A 17,249-nucleotide genomic window follows, 5' to 3' on the forward strand; every position below is an offset into this window, starting at 1 on the left:
GCAAATATTGATTGAAACCCAAAGACTAATTTTTAAACAAATAACACATCAGGATTTAGATGCTTTATTAAAAATTTATCAGTCTCCTGAAAACATGAAATTGGTGCCCAATGCCAAATTTGATTGGAATAAAGAAAAACTATGGAAAAAGTACGAGCGTTTAAACCAAAACTATAAAAATGGATTTGGTATTTATACGATTCTCAAAAAAGAAGATGAATCCATCATAGGTGAGGCAGGTTTATATAATTCATTTGACGATGAAAAACATTTAGAATTAGGTTATATTCTTGATCATCAATACTGGAATAAAGCTTATGGTGCAGAAATTTGTCAAGCACTTATCAAGTATGCTTTTGAGAAACTAAAAGTTGAAAAACTAACAGCAAGAATGATAAAAGATAACATCGGTTCTAAACGTGTTTCTGAAAAATGTGGAATGAGATTTTTTAAAGAAGGGATTTCAGAAAACGGTTATCCGTTTTTACAATATGAAATAAAGTATAATTCACATAAAAGCGAATGAAATTTCATTTGCCTACAATTATTAACTCAGTATCTTTGCAGCAAAGATTTTATAAATGATAAACATAACATTACCAGACGGAAGCGTTAAGCAATACGAAAGCGGGTCAACACCTATGGATGTTGCTCAAAGTATCAGCGCAGGTTTAGCAAGACAGGTTATTTCTGCCAAATTTAATGGAGAAACAGTAGAAACCACAACCGCTTTAACCACCGATGGTGATTTGATTTTGTTGACATTTAGAGATGATGCAGGGAAGCAAGCTTTTTGGCATTCAACTTCACACGTGATGGCGCAAGCTATTCAGGAACTTTATCCTGGTGTTAAATTAACAATTGGTCCTTCAATTGAAAATGGATTTTATTACGATATTGATTTTGGTGATCAAAAAGTCTCAGAAAATGATTTTCCTGAAATTGAGAAACGCATACTTGAAATAGCGAGAGGTAAGCATGAATTTAAAATGCGAAGCGTCTCAAAACAAGATGCTTTAGATTTTTATAAATCTGAAAATAATAAATTTAAAGTTGAACTCATTGAAAACCTTGAAGATGGTGAAATCACTTTCTGTGATCACGATTCTTTTACAGATTTATGTCGCGGTGGTCATATTCCAAACACAGGTTTTATAAAAGCTGTTAAGTTGATGAGTACAGCTGGTGCTTATTGGCGTGGTGATGAAAATAACGATCAGCTCACACGAGTTTATGGTATTTCATTCCCAAAACAAAAAGAACTTAAAGAATATTTAGCACTTTTAGAAGAAGCTAAAAAACGCGACCACAGAAAACTGGGAAAAGAATTAGGGCTTTTTACTTTTTCACAAAAAGTTGGTCAAGGTTTACCTTTATGGTTGCCAAAAGGTGCAGCCTTGCGTAACCGTCTTGAAAACTTCATGAAAGATGCGCAAGAAGAAGCAGGTTACGAGCCTGTTGTAACACCTCATATTGGTCATAAAGAACTTTACGAAACTTCAGGTCATTATGCCAAATATGGAGAAGATAGTTTTCAGCCAATAAAAACACCAAACGAAGGAGAGGAGTATTTGTTGAAGCCGATGAATTGTCCGCATCACTGTGAGATTTTTAATTCTGAAGCTTGGAGTTACCGTGATTTGCCAAAGCGTTTTGCAGAATTTGGTACAGTTTACCGATACGAGCAAAGTGGAGAATTACATGGATTAACGCGTGTGCGTGGATTTACGCAAGACGATGCGCATATTTTCTGTACGGCTGATCAGTTGGATGATGAATTTAAAAAAGTAATTGATCTTGTACTTTATGTCTTTGGGTCCTTAGGTTTTGAAGATTTTACAGCGCAAGTGTCATTAAGAGATCCTGAAGACAAAACAAAATACATCGGTAGTGATGAGAATTGGAAAAAAGCTGAACAGGCTATCCTTAACGCTGCCAAAGAAAAAGGTTTAAACTATGTTGTTGAAACAGGCGAAGCTGCTTTTTATGGCCCTAAACTAGACTTTATGGTTAAAGATGCTTTAGGTCGTCAATGGCAGTTAGGGACGATTCAAGTTGATTATAATTTGCCCGAACGTTTTGAACTTGAGTACAAAGGAAACGACAACGAAATGCACAGACCTGTTATGATCCACAGAGCGCCATTCGGAAGTATGGAGCGTTTTGTTGCGATTTTGCTCGAGCATACAGCTGGTAGTTTTCCATTATGGTTAATGCCAAAACAAGCTATCATTCTCTCAATCAGTGAGAAATATGAAAAATATTCTAAAAAAGTTTTAAGTTTACTTAAAAATCACGAAATTCGCGCCGATGTCGATCACAGAGGTGAGACAATGGGGAAGAAAATTCGTGAAGCAGAAATGAATAAAATCCCATACATGTTGATTATAGGCGAGAAAGAAGCTGAAAATAATCAAATTTCTGTGAGAAAACATGGGGGAGAAGATTTAGGAGCCATGTCTGTTGAGGACTTTGCTAAAATCATTCAAACCGAGATTGATAAGAATTTAAAAACATTTGAAGTTTAATAATTAAAAATTTATAGCCATAGCATTAAGAAGAAAAAGAAATAACAGAGGTCCACAGAGGAAAAAAGAAAATCCTCATAAGATTAACAAGGAAATTAAAGCGCCAAATGTTCGTGTGGTGGGAGAAAACGTAGAAGTCAAAATCTACGATATCAAAGAAGCCTTGGCGATTGCTGATAAGCAAGATTTGGATTTAGTTGAAATTTCACCTAAAGCTGATCCGCCTGTTTGTAAGGTGATGGACTATAAGAAGTTTTTGTACGAACAAAAGAAACGCGAAAAAGCGATCAAACAAAAAGCTTCAAAAGTTGTCGTGAAAGAAATCAGATTTGGACCAAATACTGACGATCACGATTACGAATTCAAAAAGAAAAATGCAGAGAAGTTTTTAAAAGAAGGCGCAAAGCTCAAGGCTTATGTTTTCTTTAAAGGACGTTCGATTGTGTTTAAAGATAAAGGTCAGATTTTGCTTTTACGTCTTGCTCAAGATTTAGAGGAGATCGCAAAAGTAGAACAAATGCCTAAGTTAGAAGGTAAGCGTATGATTATGATGCTTGCGCCATCTACCACAAAAACGAAAAAGTAAGTTACGATTTAATATATAAATACAAGGATACAGATGCCTAAAATGAAAACAAAGTCGAGTGCTAAAAAGCGTTTTAAATTAACTGCTAGCGGTAAAATTAAGCGTAAACATGCATTCAAGAGTCATATTCTGACTAAAAAATCAAAGAAGCGTAAATTAAAATTAACGCACAGTGGATTAGTTCACAAATCAGATGAAGACAGTATTAAAACACAATTACGTTTAAAGTAATTCGTTTTTTAATCGGTTTTTAATTATTAATTAAACCATGGAGTTGGGCTCAAAATGATTTAACAATCTGCCCACTACAAAAAAACATTAAATTATGCCTAGATCAACAAACTCAGTCGCGTCAAGAGCGAGACGTAAAAAAATAATGAAGCAAGCTAAAGGTTATTACGGTGTTCGTAAAAACGTTTGGACAAGTGCTAAAAATGCAGTCGAAAAAGCAATGTTATATGCTTATAGAGACCGCAAAAACAAGAAAAGAAATTTCAGATCATTATGGATCGTGAGAATTAATGCTGCTGCAAGATTGCACGGTATGTCTTACTCACAATTTATGGGGAAAATGAAGAAAAGCAATATTGAATTGAACCGTAAGGTTCTTGCAGATTTAGCTATAAACAACCCTGAAGCTTTCAAAGCTGTCATTGATCAAGTGAAATAAATTTCTAACCATATTTTATTTCGTAACTTATTCTTAAGCCTGATTTTTATAATCAGGCTTTTTTATATCTTTATTTATAAAAATGCTAAAGTTAAAAGATCAGCTTGGTCGTTCTCTTCACTTTTCTTCTTTACCAAAACGTATTATTTCTCTTGTCCCGAGTTTAACAGAATTACTTGTTGATGTCGGACTTCATAAAGAGTTAGTCGGTGTGACTAAGTTTTGCGTTCATCCTGAAGATATCAGAACCAGAGCAAAGATTGTTGGTGGTACAAAGCAAGTTAAGCTTCATTATATTGATCAACTCAAGCCTGATTTGATTATTTGTAGCAAGGAAGAAAACACACCCGAAATCGTTGCAGAGCTTGAAAAAAAGTACAATGTTTATGTGTCAGATATTAATACTTTGGATGATGCATATTCTTTTTTTGATGATTTAGGTGAAATGTGTAATTGCTCAGAAACTACATCAGAATTAGTTCATAATATTAAATTTGAATTAACACGTTATAAAAAGAAAACAAAAGATTTACCTAAATTGAAAATCACTTATTTCATTTGGAGAGAACCTTGGATGTTGGTTGGAGGCCAAACTTTTATACAGCATTTGTTTGAACAACTAGGTTTTATAAATGTTTATGCTGATCAAGAGAGATATCCTGAAATTGAATTGTCAGATTTAAAAGAAGCAGATTATTATTTTCTTTCCACTGAACCTTTTCCTTTTAAAGAAAAGCATAAATCAGAGTTGCCAGTCGATGCATCAAAAATAAAAATTGTTGATGGTGAGTATTTTAGCTGGTATGGCTCAAGATTGCTAAAAGCATTTAGATATTTTGAAAAATTACGAACAAATCTCTAAAAATTCATAATTTTTTAAATTGTAAGATTGTATAAGTATTATAAGTTTATATTTGCGAAAAAACCTATAGCTTGCTTCATTACAATACTTACGAGCATTCAACTTCAGATCAGTGGATTACTTTTGTGCACGGAGCGGGCGGTAGTTCCTCAATTTGGTTTAAACAATTACGTGTTTTTAAAGCGCATTTTAACGTCCTTCTTTTAGATCTAAGAGGCCATGGAAGATCAAAACCTTCATTAAAAGACAGTTTTACTGAAGACTATACTTTTGATGTGATCACTGAAGATATTCTTCAGGTGATGGATCATTGCAATATTAAAAGTTCACATTTTGTAGGTATTTCTTTAGGGACAATTTTAATCAGGAATTTAGCTGAAAATTATCCTGAACGTGTTGAAAGTATGATTATGGGTGGTGCAATAATGAGGATGAACGTTCGTTCTCGTTTTCTTATAAAGATGGGGATGATTTTTAAATCTGTAGTTCCTTATATGTTTTTATACAAGCTTTTTGCCTTTGTGATTATGCCACGTAAAAATCACAAAAAAAGTAGAAATCTTTTTGTGAATGAAGCGAAGAAACTTTATCAAAAAGAATTTATACGTTGGTTTAGGTTGACTTCAGAAATCAAACCATTATTAAGTTTATTTAGACAGAAACCTGTTGATATTCCATCAATTTATATCATGGGAGAACAAGATTATTTGTTTTTACCAGCCATCGAAAAACTGACAAAAGCGCACAAAAAAGCACAACTATTTGTTGTGCAAAATTGTGGTCATGTTGTTAATGTTGATCAGCCTCAAGTGTTTAACCAACAAGCAATCAATTTTATTAAGGGTTTATGATTTGTTGTCTTGCAGTGCAAAAACACGTCTTAATAAATCTGAAGTTCTTGCGTTGAGATTATTTCTAATTTCAATTTCTTCTTTAGCAATCATCTGAAAAACTCCGTGCAAAGCTCTGTTTGTGACATAATCAGTTAAATCAGGATTCACATTTTCAACTAACGGAATTTGATTATAGCGGGTAATTAGATTTGTCCAGATTTGGTCAGCACCAACTTTAGAGAATGAATTCTCAATCACAGGATTAAATTTGTTGTAAAGCTGAGCTGACGTTTTTGTTTCTAAATATGAAGTTGCAGCTCTTTCATTACCTAATAAAATGTTTTTTGCATCTGTAAAGCTCATGTCTTTAACAGCTGAGACAAAAATTGGAGTTGCTTCTTTCACAGCATCTTCAGCTGCGCGATTCAGCGCTTTTACGCCTTCATCAGCGAGGCTCCCTAAACCAATTTTGCGCAAGCCATTTTCAACCTTTCTAAGTTCAGGTGGCATCAAGATTTTAACAGCTTCATTTCTATAAAAACCATCAGTTTTTGTCAGTTTTGATACTTCTTTTTCAATACCATTATTCAAAGCTTCTTTTAAGCCATTACCGATTTGCTGCTGTGTTAATTGCTGAGAATTTTGCGGGAGTTGATTAGCGATATCCTGTAATTCAGCACAAGATGAAAGACTAAAAATAACAGTAAAGAGTAAGATTGTTTTTTTCATAAGATGAATTTTAAAAAGCTAATTTATCATTTAATATTTTAAATCAAAACCAGCTTTCAACTTCATTTGAATTTTTAGTCTATAAAAGCTAGCTTTGCTTTAAACAAAGCCTTTTCTAAAGCCCTAATCCAACTAATTTTTATTAAATTTACGCCACAAAAAATAAGATTTTTCAATGGAACAAGTAAAACCATATAAGCCAAAAAACCTTGTCAGAATTGTAACTGCAGCTTCATTGTTTGATGGGCACGATGCAGCGATTAACGTGATGCGTCGTATCATTCAATCAACAGGTGTTGAAGTCATTCATTTAGGTCACGACAGAAGTGTGGAAGAGGTTGTTAATACTGCTATTCAAGAAGATGTTAATGCAATTGCTATGACGTCATATCAAGGCGGTCATACCGAATATTTTAAATATATGTACGATTTGCTTCAAGAGAAAGGAGCAACGCATATTAAAATATTTGGCGGCGGTGGCGGCGTCATTCTTCCTGAAGAAATTGAAGAATTAATGGATTACGGAATCACACGAATTTATGCGCCAGATGATGGTCGTGAACTCGGACTCCAAGGGATGATTAATGATTTAGTTGAGCGCAGTGATTTTAAAACGCCTGATTTAGTTGATGCTGAAAAGGTAGAAGAAAACGTCAAAAACAAAGACGTCAATACAATTGCGAGACTTATATCACTTGCTGAAAATAGACATGATGATTTCTTAAAGCATTTTAATAAAATAAAATCTGATTCAAAAACGCCAGTTCTTGGTATTACAGGAACAGGAGGTTCAGGAAAATCATCATTGGTAGATGAACTTGTACGTCGATTTTTAGTTGATTTTGATGACAATCAAACAATCGGAATTATTTCAGTTGATCCATCAAAAAGAAAAACAGGAGGAGCCTTATTAGGAGATAGAATCAGAATGAATGCCATCAATTCACCTCGTGTTTATATGCGCTCATTAGCGACACGTCAATCAAATCTAGCACTTTCAAAATATGTGCAAGAAGCGGTTGATGTTTTACGTGCTGCTGAATTTGATCTTATTATTTTAGAAACTTCAGGTATTGGTCAAAGTGATACAGAAATTTTAGATCATTCAGATGCTTCACTTTATGTGATGACACCTGAATTTGGTGCAGCTACACAATTAGAAAAAATCGATATGCTTGATTTTGCTGATTTGGTCGCCATCAATAAATTTGATAAACGCGGATCTAAAGATGCGCTACGTGATGTTAAAAAGCAATATCAGCGTAACCATCAACTGTTTGATCAAAAACCAGACGAGATGCCTGTTTTTGGAACAATTGCTTCTCAGTTTAATGATCCAGGAATGAATATTCTTTACAAGAAAATCATGGATAAAATTGTAGAGAGAACCAATGCAGACCTTAAAAGTGATTATGAAATCACCGACGAGATGTCTGAAAAAATATTTGTGATTCCACCAGCGAGAACACGTTATCTTTCTGAAATTTCAGAAAATAATCGTGCTTATGATCAAAAAGCAGAGAAACAAACTCAAGTTGCGCAAAAGTTATACAGCATTTATCAGACTTTAAACTCTGTTTTAAATACGACAATCTCATTAAGCCAAAACGGGTTAAATGAAGACGAAATTCAGAATGCAATAATTTCAGAAAATGAAGATTTAGCAGGCTTATTGAAGAAAGAATTTGACCGTGTTAAAATGGATCTCGATCCTTATAACTGGGAAAAAATTCTCGGTTGGGATGCTAAAGTCAAAAAATATGAAGATGACGTTTATGTCTTTAAAGTCCGTGATAAAGAAATAAAAATTGACACACACACGGAGTCCTTATCACATTTGCAAATTCCCAAAGTGGCTTTGCCAAAATATAAAGCTTGGGGAGATTTATTAAAATGGATTTTACAGGAAAATGTACCTGGTGAATTTCCTTACACGGCAGGTCTTTATCCGTTTAAGAGAACTGGTGAAGATCCAACGCGTATGTTTGCTGGAGAAGGCGGTCCTGAACGTACAAACAGACGTTTTCATTATGTCAGTCAAGGTTTGCCAGCAAAGCGTTTGTCAACAGCTTTTGACTCGGTAACGCTTTACGGAAACGACCCCGATCACAGACCAGATATTTACGGAAAAATCGGTAATGCTGGTGTTTCTATTTGTTGTCTAGATGATGCTAAAAAACTTTATTCAGGCTTTGATTTAGCACATCATATGACTTCTGTAAGTATGACGATTAATGGGCCTGCACCAATGTTGCTAGGTTTCTTTATGAACGCAGCGATTGATCAGCAATGTGAAAAATACATCAAAGAAAATGGACTTGAAGATGAAGTCAATGCTAAAATTGATAAAATTTATCAAGAAAGCGGAAAACCTCGTCCAGAATATCATGGTGATTTACCAGAAGGAAATGACGGTTTAGGTTTGATGTTACTTGGTGTAACTGGTGATTTGGTTCTGCCAAAAGATGTTTATGAGAAAATTAAAAAAGACACAATAGCAGTTGTACGAGGAACTGTTCAGGCTGATATTCTTAAAGAAGACCAAGCGCAAAACACGTGTATTTTCTCAACTGAATTTGCTTTGCGTTTAATGGGTGATGTTCAGGAGTATTTTATTGAAAATAAAGTTAGAAACTTTTATTCGGTTTCTATTTCAGGTTACCATATTGCTGAAGCAGGTGCAAACCCAATTACACAGTTGGCATTAACACTTTCTAACGGCTTTACTTATGTAGAGTATTATTTAAGTAGAGGGATGGATATCAACAAGTTTGGACCAAACTTATCGTTCTTTTTCTCAAACGGAATCGATCCAGAATACGCTGTGATTGGTCGTGTTGCAAGAAGAATTTGGGCAAAAGCAATGCGCGATAAATATGGCGCAAACCCGAGAGCGCAAATGCTGAAATACCATATTCAAACATCTGGTCGTTCATTGCATGCGCAAGAAATTGATTTCAATGATATTCGTACCAGCTTACAAGCCCTTTATGCGATTTATGACAACTGTAATTCACTACATACAAATGCTTACGATGAAGCCATCACAACACCTACAGAAGAATCTGTTAGACGTGCAATGGCAATTCAGTTGATTATCAATAAAGAACTTGGTTTAGCGAAAAATGAAAACCCAATTCAAGGTGCATTTATTATCGAAGAATTAACCGACCTTGTTGAAGAAGCTGTCTTATCAGAGTTTGATCGTCTAACTGAGCGTGGAGGCGTTTTAGGTGCAATGGAAACGATGTATCAACGTAGTAAAATTCAGGAAGAAAGCTTACATTATGAAACTTTAAAACACACAGGTGAATTCCCGATTATTGGTGTCAACACTTTCCTGAGTAGCAAAGGCTCGCCAACTGTTACACCACGAGAAGTGATCAGAGCGACTGAAGAAGAAAAGGAGTCTCAGATTGAGACGCTTAATAACTTGCATCAAACTTATGAAGATAGCGCAGCGCAATACTTAGAACGTGTTCAAAAAGCAGCAATCAATAACGAGAATATTTTTGAAGAATTAATGGAAGCAACTAAATATTGTTCATTAGGTCAGATTACAGAGGCTTTATTTGATGTTGGAGGTCAATATAGACGTAATATGTAATTCAGAAGATTGATTTATGACTGTCTCAAAACATAGCATATCAATTTTGATATTTTATTTTTTGAGACAGTTTTTTAATAAGAATTTTAAAAATTAAATGCATACCAAATAATTATGTCGAAAGAAACACGAATCAATAAATTTTTGAGTGAAGCAGGCTATTGTTCACGTCGCGCTGCTGATAAATTAATCGATCAGGGACGCGTGACAATTAATGGTATTGCTCCCGAAATGGGAACAAAGGTACAAGAAGGTGATCGTGTTGCTGTTGATGGTAAAACTGTTGGTAATGATGATGTTGAGCATGTTTACATCGCGTTGAATAAACCTGTTGGCATTGTTTGTACAACGGATACACGTGTTGAAAAGGATAATATTATTGATTTTATAAATTATCCTGAACGCATTTTTCCGATTGGTCGACTGGATAAGCCAAGTGAGGGTTTAATTTTATTGACAAATGATGGAGATATTGTGAATAAAATTTTGCGTTCCAGTAATAATCATGAAAAAGAATATATCGTTTGGACACACGAACCTATTACAGATGAATTTATCAAACGCATGTCAAACGGAATTCCGATTCTTGACACAGTGACTAATAAATGTAAAGTTGAAAAACTAAATGAAAGAACATTTAAAATTGTTTTGACACAAGGTTTGAATCGTCAAATCCGTCGGATGTGTGAGTATCTTGGCTATCATGTTGCAAAGCTAAAAAGAATTCGTATCATGAATATACAACTAGACACGCCAGTAGGTGAGTGGCGATATTTAACCAAAGATGAATTTAATGAACTTTCAAAACTGATTGGTTACTCTAAGAAAACACAAGATTGATTGACCTTAAAATGAAACTTTATGAAAATTTCACTTTAAATTCAGTTAATCAACATCTTACACTAAATATAAAACACATATATTTGTATGCAATTAAAAATTAATTGCATGAAATCTTCTCAACATAAAGTCAAAGGACTTGGATTAACTTATGACGATGTCTTGTTAGTCCCAGCATATTCAGAGGTTTTGCCTCGTGAAGTCAGTTTAAAGTCAAATTTTTCAAAAAACATTCAACTCAACACACCAATTGTTTCTGCAGCGATGGATACTGTTACGGAAGCAGATATGGCTATTGCCATTGCTCGCGAAGGAGGCATTGGTGTTTTACATAAAAACATGAGTGCTAAACAACAAGCACTTCATGTCAGGAAAGTCAAAAGAGCAGAGAGCGGTATGATTATCGATCCTGTGACTTTGCCGCAAACAGCAAGTGTTGGCGACGCTAAAGATTCAATGCGAGAGCATAGCATTGGCGGAATTCCGATTGTTGATAATAACAGTAATTTAGTCGGTATTGTCACAAATCGTGATTTACGATTTGAGGAAAACACACAAAGACCAATCGTTGAGGTGATGACTTCAGAAAACCTTGTCACAGTTAGCGAAGGAACTTCTTTAAAAGATGCTGAGGTGATTTTACAAAATCATAAAATTGAAAAACTGCCTGTTGTCAATGAGGAAAATAAACTTGTTGGTTTAATCACATTTAGAGACATTACAAAACTAACTTTAAAGCCAGATGCTAATAAAGATTCTTATGGAAGATTAAGAGTTGCTGCGGCTTTAGGTGTTACAGCTGATGCTGTTGATAGAGCTAAAGCTTTAGTAGATGCAGGCGTTGATGCGGTTATTATTGATACAGCACATGGACACACAAAAGGAGTTGTTGATGTTCTTAAAAAAGTAAAATCTCAATTTCCTAATTTAGATGTTGTTGTCGGTAATGTTGCTACAGCAGATGCCGCAAAATATTTAGCCGATGCAGGTGCCGATGGTGTTAAAGTCGGTATTGGGCCTGGTTCAATATGTACAACACGTGTTGTTGCAGGTGTTGGTTATCCACAGCTTTCTGCCGTGATTGAAGTTTCAGAAGCTTTAAAAGATACTGATGTTCCTGTGATCGCTGATGGAGGAATCCGATACACAGGTGATATTCCTAAAGCAATTGCAGCTGGCGCTGATTGTGTGATGCTGGGTTCACTTTTAGCAGGAACTAAAGAATCTCCTGGAGAAACAATTATTTATGAAGGACGTAAATATAAATCTTACCGCGGCATGGGTTCTGTTGAAGCGATGAATAAAGGTTCAAAAGATCGTTATTTTCAAGATGTTGAAGATGATATAAAAAAATTAGTGCCAGAAGGTATTGTTGGCCGTGTTGCTTATAAAGGTGAACTGTATGAAAGTATGCTTCAATTTATAGGCGGTTTAAGAGCAGGCATGGGATATTGCGGTGCAAAAGACATTAAAGTTTTAAAAGAAAATGCTGAATTTGTCCAAATTACAAGTTCTGGTATTATGGAAAGTCACCCACATGATGTGACAATCACTAAAGAAGCCCCAAATTACAGTAGATAAAACGAAATTAATGCTATAAAAAAATGCTTTCAAGTTTTTTGAAAGCATTTTTTTTGATTCAACTTTTTGGTTGAATTTAATTGTTGTCAATTGGATTTTCATCTGGAATCTCCAAGCCAATTTCTTTCATCACCTTAATCGTTAAATCATAATCAGGATCTATGTAAATCAAACTTTGGTTTTCGTTAATAACTTGTGTGTAATTTTCTCTTTTGACAATTTTTTCAAGAGCATTTCCGATTTTTTGATAAAGCGGACGCATTAATTCATCTTGTTTGATTTGTAATAATTTTGAAGAATTTTGCTGAAGTTTCTGTAAATCTTGTTCCATTTCAGTGATTCTCTTCTCACGAGAAACACGAACAACCTTTGTTAACTCTTCTTTATCTTCATTATATTTTGTAATAGCTTCCGTGTAAGCGTTGTATTTTTCTTGAATATTATTGTCAAGCTCTTCTCCGTATGTCATCAACTGCTTTTCAACATCTTTAATTTCAGACATCTGAGATAAAATGTACTCATTGTTAATTGTACCAACTTTTGATTGTGCTTGCATGCTTTGAAATCCGATCAATGCGATTGCAAGAATGAATATTTTCTTCATTTTATTTATTTTTTGGGACAAATAAAAAGAATAAAGACGTGTTTTACAAGGTTTTTAACTTGATGCTTTGGAATAATTTATTTGAATGCCAATGTTTTAATAGAAAGAAGAGACTTGTAAGCCTTTGTAAAATTTGTATTTTTGCAAACTAAAATTTAAGCTTTTCAAATGCGTTACAGATTTATATCACTACTGATTTTTATATTCATTTTCAATGTTGTAAATGCTCAAGAAGTTGATCAAGGCAAAACTTTATTTCAAATTGGTGATGAAAAATATTCTGTCGAAGGTTTTTTAGAAAACTATAATAAAAACCTTGATCTTGTCATCGACGACTCTCAGAAAACCATAGATAATTACTTCCAACTTTATATAAATTATAATCTTAAGCTTAAAGAAGCGAAGGCTTTAGGATTGGATACATCTAAAGCATATTTGAACGACTATAACAAGTATTACAAGCAACTAGCTGATAATTTTATCGCCAATGGTGAAATTACTGAAGCCATGCTTAAAGAAACATACAACCGATATAAAACTGAGGTGAAAGCTTCGCATATTTTGATTTCAAATTCTTCTAAAGAAGCAGTTGATACATTAAAGGCTTATCAAAAAGCAGAAGAAGCACGTCGAAAATTGTTAGCTGGAGAAGACTTTGAAAAGGTTGCTCTTCAATTCTCAGAAGATCCTTCTGTGAAAATGAATGATGGAAATTTAGGCTGGTTCCGTGCCTTTAAAATGATTTATCCTTTTGAAAATGCAGTTTACAATATGCAAATTGGCGATATTTCAAAACCTATTAAAACGCAGTTTGGCTATCATATTATCAAAAAGACAGGTGAAAGAGCTTCAAAAGGTAAAATTACTGTCTCACACATTATGCTGAGAGTTGAAAATGCTGAGCAAGCCCAAGAAGCAGAAAAGAAAATCCAGCAACTACATCAAAAGCTTAATTCAGATAATTTTGCAGAAATGGCAAAACAATATTCTGATGATGACAATACTGCTCAAAATGGCGGAAAGTTAAAGCCTTTTAGTATTTCTGAGATCAATTCAAAGCGTTTTGAAAATGCAGCTTTTAATTTGGAGAAAATCGGTGATATTTCTGAACCTATTAAAACAAAATTTGGATGGCATGTTTTGATGCTTGATGATATTGAACCTTTAGCTTCTTACGAAGAAATGAAGCCTGACATCCGACGTCAAGTCAAGACTTCTTCAAGAGCAAAATTGATTAATGAGCAAATTTCAGAAGATTTACAAAAGCAATATCAAGCTCAATTTGATGATAATTATAAAGAAAAACTTTATCAGATTATTGAAAACACAAAGGTTGATGATAAATTTAAAATTGATAACATTAAAGAATCAAATGCTCTTCCTTCAAGAGTTTTGTTTGAATTTGCAAATCAAAAATATACCTACAAAGATTACCTTAAATATTTCGAAAAAAATCAGTTGAGTTTTGCTGCAAAGGCCACACCAAAGCAGCGTATTGATAAAACATATAGCGATTTTCTTTACAATAAATTGGTAGCTCATCATCGCGTCGAATTGGAAAATATCAATACGGAATTTGCTAACTCAGTTAAAACTTACAGAGATGGTATTTTGTTATTTGAGGTGATGAAAAATCAGGTTTGGGAGCCTGTTTCAAATGATACTTTAGGTCAACAAGAGTATTATCAAAATCATCTTCAAGATTTTTATTCTGAAGAAAGTATTCAGGCTAAAATTTTCACTTCTTCTGATAAAAAGAATTTGAGAAAATTTAGAAAATCTTATAGAAAGAATACAGAGAAAGCTATGTCAGCTTTAACTCAAGAAGATACTTACAACATTATGATTGATAAGGTGGAAATAACTGCAAAGAGTTCGAAAATTCCGTCATCAATATTCTCAACTAAAAAAATATCAAGTATTAAAAAGCATAACGGAGGCTATGTTTTTATAGATGTTGAAAAGCGTTTCCCAGCAAAACAACTAGAGTTAAACAATGTGAAAGGTGAAATAATCAACTTGATGCAAAAATATAAAGAGGATGAATGGATCAAATCTTTAAGAAAGAAATATACGATTTCAGTTAATGAAGACGTTTTAAAAACAATAAAACAAACTTTTGAGTAAATATCAAATCTTATTATTGAGTGTTTTTGTTTTGACGCTTCATTCATGCCAATTTTTTCAATCTGGAGATGATAGAGAAGTTGTTGCAAGCGTTAATAAACACAAACTCTTTAAAGAACAACTTTCAGCAAATATTCCTGAGAAATTGACCGGTGATGATAGCTTGTCATACGTCAGATCTTATATTGAAAAGTGGGCAAATGATAAATTGATTATGGATAAAGCAGAATTGAATTTGCCAAAATCTATAAAAAATGAATTTGATAGTTTATCAAAGAAGTACAAACAAGAGCTTTATAAAAAAGCATATTTAGACGCTCTAGTTGAAGCGCAAGCAAAAACTGAAATTGATTCTGCGGCAATTGTTTCTTATTACGAAAAGAATAAACCTAACTTTAAGTTAAATGAAAATTTAATGAAAATCAGGTATATCAAGTTGCGTAAAGATTTACAGGATATATCAAAAATCAAAAAAAGTTTTAAAAATTTCAGTCAAGAAGATCAAACTTATTTGGCAAATAAATCATTAGAATTTAAGTCGTTATATTTAAACGATTCAACATGGGTTCGCGAGGTTGATATTGTTAAAGAATTTAGCGTTGGAACTGAGGAAAGATTTGAATCTGAATTATTTAAGCAAAATGGCTTTGTAGAAACAAATTTAAAAGATACGTTTGTATTTATTTTTATCAAGGATCGCTTGGAACGAAATGATCAAGCCCCTTTGAGTTACATAGAACCAACTGTTAAACAGGTTTTAATCAATAAGATGAAGCTGAAAGTTTCAAAACAAATTCAGCAAGAGATAAAAGAGGATGCAATACAAAATAATGAATATAAATTATATGAATAAACAGAGCTTTTTATATGTATTTGGTGCACTTTTTATGTGTCAATTGACATTAGCACAAATAACAGTTGATGAAAAAGACAACTTGCTCAATAAACAAAATCCAATTAGTCAAATTGATTCTGTTAAAACGAATAAAATCGATCGTGTTAAGGTTGACGGTGTCGCTGGTGTTGTAGGTGATTACCTCGTATTAGAAAGCGATATTCAGAAACTTTTTCAAGATGCAAAATCTCAAGGTTACGAATCTGAGGTTTCTTACTGTGATTTAGCAGAGAGTTTGCTAGAGAATAAATTACTTGCGCACCATGCAGTTCAAGACAGCTTACCATACAATCAAGCAAGAGTTGATGCTTACACCGACCAGCAGATTGGCGCTTTAGTTGAGCGTGTAGGAAGCATGGATAAGTTGGTTGAGTTTTATAAATATGATTCAGAGTCTGAACTAAAAGAAGAATTAAAACGCATCAATAAAGAGAAACTGCTTTCTGAAGAAATGCAAGGCGAAATTGTTGATGCTGTTGAAATTACACCTGAAGAAACACGTCAATATTTTGAAGCAATTCCAGTAGATGAACGTCCGGTTTTAGGAGATGAAGTTGAGATTGCTCAAATTGTTATCTATCCTGAAAGTGGAGCGGAAGAACAACAGGCTGTTATTGACAAGTTAAATGAATTTAGAACTGATGTTCTTGAAAACGGAGCGAGTTTTGCAACAAAAGCAATTCTTTATTCTGAAGATTTAGGGTCGCGTCGTAAAGGTGGAAAAATCACTTTAAAGCGTGATGATCCTTACGTTAAAGAATTTAAAGAAGCAGCTTTTAGTTTGAGAGAAGGCGAAGTGAGTCGTCCTTTTAAAACTGAATTTGGTTACCATATCCTTACTGTTGAAAAAATTAGAGGTCAGCAAGTTGATGTACGTCATATATTGCTTTACCCAGAAGTGACAAAAGAAGCAATTACCAAGGCAAAGGAGAAAATTAAAGATGTTAGAGAAAAAATTATTTCAGGTGATGTCTCTTTTGCAAATGCTGCACGTGAAGCTTCTGATGAAAAGGAAACACGTGAAAGTGGCGGGCAATTAATTAATGGAGCAACAGGAGATACAAGATTTGAACTTTCAAAAATTGATCCGAGTATATACGATCAGGTTGTTAATTTGAAGGAAGGTGAGGTTTCAAAAATTTTAACCGATTCAAAGCCGAGAACCAATGAGGTTTTCTTCAAAATAATTACTGTAAATAATAGGATTGATGAGCATGTTGCTGATTTTACTGAAGATTATACTAAGATTCGAGAGCTTGCTTTAAAAAAGAAACAAGCTGAGGCTATCAGTAAATGGGTTGATGAGAAATTACAATCAACTTATGTGAAGATCAATGGAGAGTATAGAGATTGTGAATTTGCACAAAAATGGATCAAAAAATAAAGC

15 protein-coding genes are annotated in these 17,249 nt (G+C 33.8%); 13 read left to right on the forward strand and 2 right to left on the reverse strand.

The window, feature by feature from the left end; translation table 11 throughout:
- The first annotated feature begins 7 nt into the window (after positions 1-7).
- The 7 genes from BLV84_RS07795 (at position 8) to BLV84_RS07825 (ending at position 5,497) form a co-directional block, all read left to right on the forward strand.
- Complete coding sequence (locus BLV84_RS07795; RefSeq protein WP_159429403.1) at positions 8-526, forward strand: GNAT family N-acetyltransferase; 519 nt, start codon at positions 8-10, stop codon at positions 524-526.
- Positions 527-581: 55 nt separating this feature from the next.
- On the forward strand, positions 582-2,528 hold the full coding sequence (gene thrS / locus BLV84_RS07800; RefSeq protein WP_093244086.1) for a threonine--tRNA ligase: 1,947 nt from the start codon (positions 582-584) through the stop codon (positions 2,526-2,528).
- A gap of 19 nt (positions 2,529-2,547) precedes the next feature.
- The gene (gene infC / locus BLV84_RS07805; RefSeq protein WP_093244089.1) at positions 2,548-3,114 is read left to right on the forward strand and encodes a translation initiation factor IF-3; all 567 of its coding nucleotides are present in this window, start codon (positions 2,548-2,550) and stop codon (positions 3,112-3,114) included.
- A gap of 33 nt (positions 3,115-3,147) precedes the next feature.
- Positions 3,148-3,345, forward strand: a complete 198-nt coding sequence (gene rpmI, locus BLV84_RS07810; RefSeq protein ID WP_093244092.1) for a 50S ribosomal protein L35 — start codon at positions 3,148-3,150, stop codon at positions 3,343-3,345.
- Positions 3,346-3,439: 94 nt separating this feature from the next.
- Complete coding sequence (gene rplT, locus BLV84_RS07815) at positions 3,440-3,784, forward strand: 50S ribosomal protein L20 (RefSeq protein WP_093244095.1); 345 nt, start codon at positions 3,440-3,442, stop codon at positions 3,782-3,784.
- A gap of 82 nt (positions 3,785-3,866) precedes the next feature.
- Positions 3,867-4,646: a helical backbone metal receptor gene (locus tag BLV84_RS07820; RefSeq protein WP_093244097.1), complete on the forward strand. Its 780-nt coding sequence runs from the start codon at positions 3,867-3,869 to the stop codon at positions 4,644-4,646.
- Positions 4,647-4,717: 71 nt separating this feature from the next.
- Positions 4,718-5,497 (forward strand): alpha/beta fold hydrolase, encoded by a 780-nt coding sequence (locus BLV84_RS07825; protein WP_093244100.1) that lies wholly within the window; start codon positions 4,718-4,720, stop codon positions 5,495-5,497.
- Here the strand turns inward: BLV84_RS07825 and BLV84_RS07830 are convergent.
- Entirely contained in the window at positions 5,492-6,208 is a 717-nt protein-coding gene (locus BLV84_RS07830; protein ID WP_093244103.1) for a DUF4197 domain-containing protein, read from the reverse strand. The genes BLV84_RS07825 and BLV84_RS07830 overlap by 6 nt on opposite strands.
- Positions 6,209-6,383: 175 nt before the next feature.
- On the opposite strand from BLV84_RS07830, the gene BLV84_RS07835 reads away from it, so the two are divergent.
- The 3 genes from BLV84_RS07835 to guaB all read left to right on the forward strand — a co-directional run bounded on the left by BLV84_RS07835 (position 6,384) and on the right by guaB (position 12,236).
- A complete protein-coding gene (locus BLV84_RS07835; RefSeq protein WP_093244106.1) occupies positions 6,384-9,815 on the forward strand; it encodes a methylmalonyl-CoA mutase family protein in 3,432 nt (1,143 codons plus the stop codon).
- A 114-nt stretch (positions 9,816-9,929) separates the two neighbouring features.
- Positions 9,930-10,655 carry a 23S rRNA pseudouridine(2604) synthase RluF gene (rluF, locus tag BLV84_RS07840; protein ID WP_093244109.1) on the forward strand — a complete coding sequence of 242 codons (726 nt, stop codon included), beginning with the start codon at positions 9,930-9,932 and terminating at the stop codon, positions 10,653-10,655.
- A 108-nt stretch (positions 10,656-10,763) separates the two neighbouring features.
- A complete protein-coding gene (guaB, locus tag BLV84_RS07845; RefSeq protein WP_093244111.1) occupies positions 10,764-12,236 on the forward strand; it encodes an IMP dehydrogenase in 1,473 nt (490 codons plus the stop codon).
- A gap of 76 nt (positions 12,237-12,312) precedes the next feature.
- Here guaB and BLV84_RS07850 read toward each other — a convergent pair whose 3' ends face one another.
- Positions 12,313-12,840, reverse strand: a complete 528-nt coding sequence (locus tag BLV84_RS07850) for an OmpH/Skp family outer membrane protein (protein WP_093244114.1) — start codon at positions 12,838-12,840, stop codon at positions 12,313-12,315.
- 168 nt (positions 12,841-13,008) lie between these two features.
- On the opposite strand from BLV84_RS07850, the gene BLV84_RS07855 reads away from it, so the two are divergent.
- From BLV84_RS07855 to BLV84_RS07865, 3 genes are all read left to right on the forward strand, one after another.
- Positions 13,009-14,967, forward strand: coding sequence for a peptidylprolyl isomerase (locus BLV84_RS07855; protein ID WP_093244116.1), 1,959 nt, complete (start codon positions 13,009-13,011; stop codon positions 14,965-14,967).
- Between the two features lie 214 nt (positions 14,968-15,181).
- The gene (locus BLV84_RS07860; RefSeq protein WP_143521339.1) at positions 15,182-15,820 is read left to right on the forward strand and encodes a hypothetical protein; all 639 of its coding nucleotides are present in this window, start codon (positions 15,182-15,184) and stop codon (positions 15,818-15,820) included.
- Positions 15,798-17,246, forward strand: a complete 1,449-nt coding sequence (locus BLV84_RS07865) for a peptidylprolyl isomerase (RefSeq protein WP_234953116.1) — start codon at positions 15,798-15,800, stop codon at positions 17,244-17,246. Before BLV84_RS07860 ends, BLV84_RS07865 begins: the two co-directional genes overlap by 23 nt.
- Positions 17,247-17,249: the final 3 nt, after the last annotated feature.

Origin of the sequence: Psychroflexus halocasei (assembly GCF_900107595.1) — a bacterium.
Lineage (GTDB): Bacteria > Bacteroidota > Bacteroidia > Flavobacteriales > Flavobacteriaceae > Psychroflexus > Psychroflexus halocasei.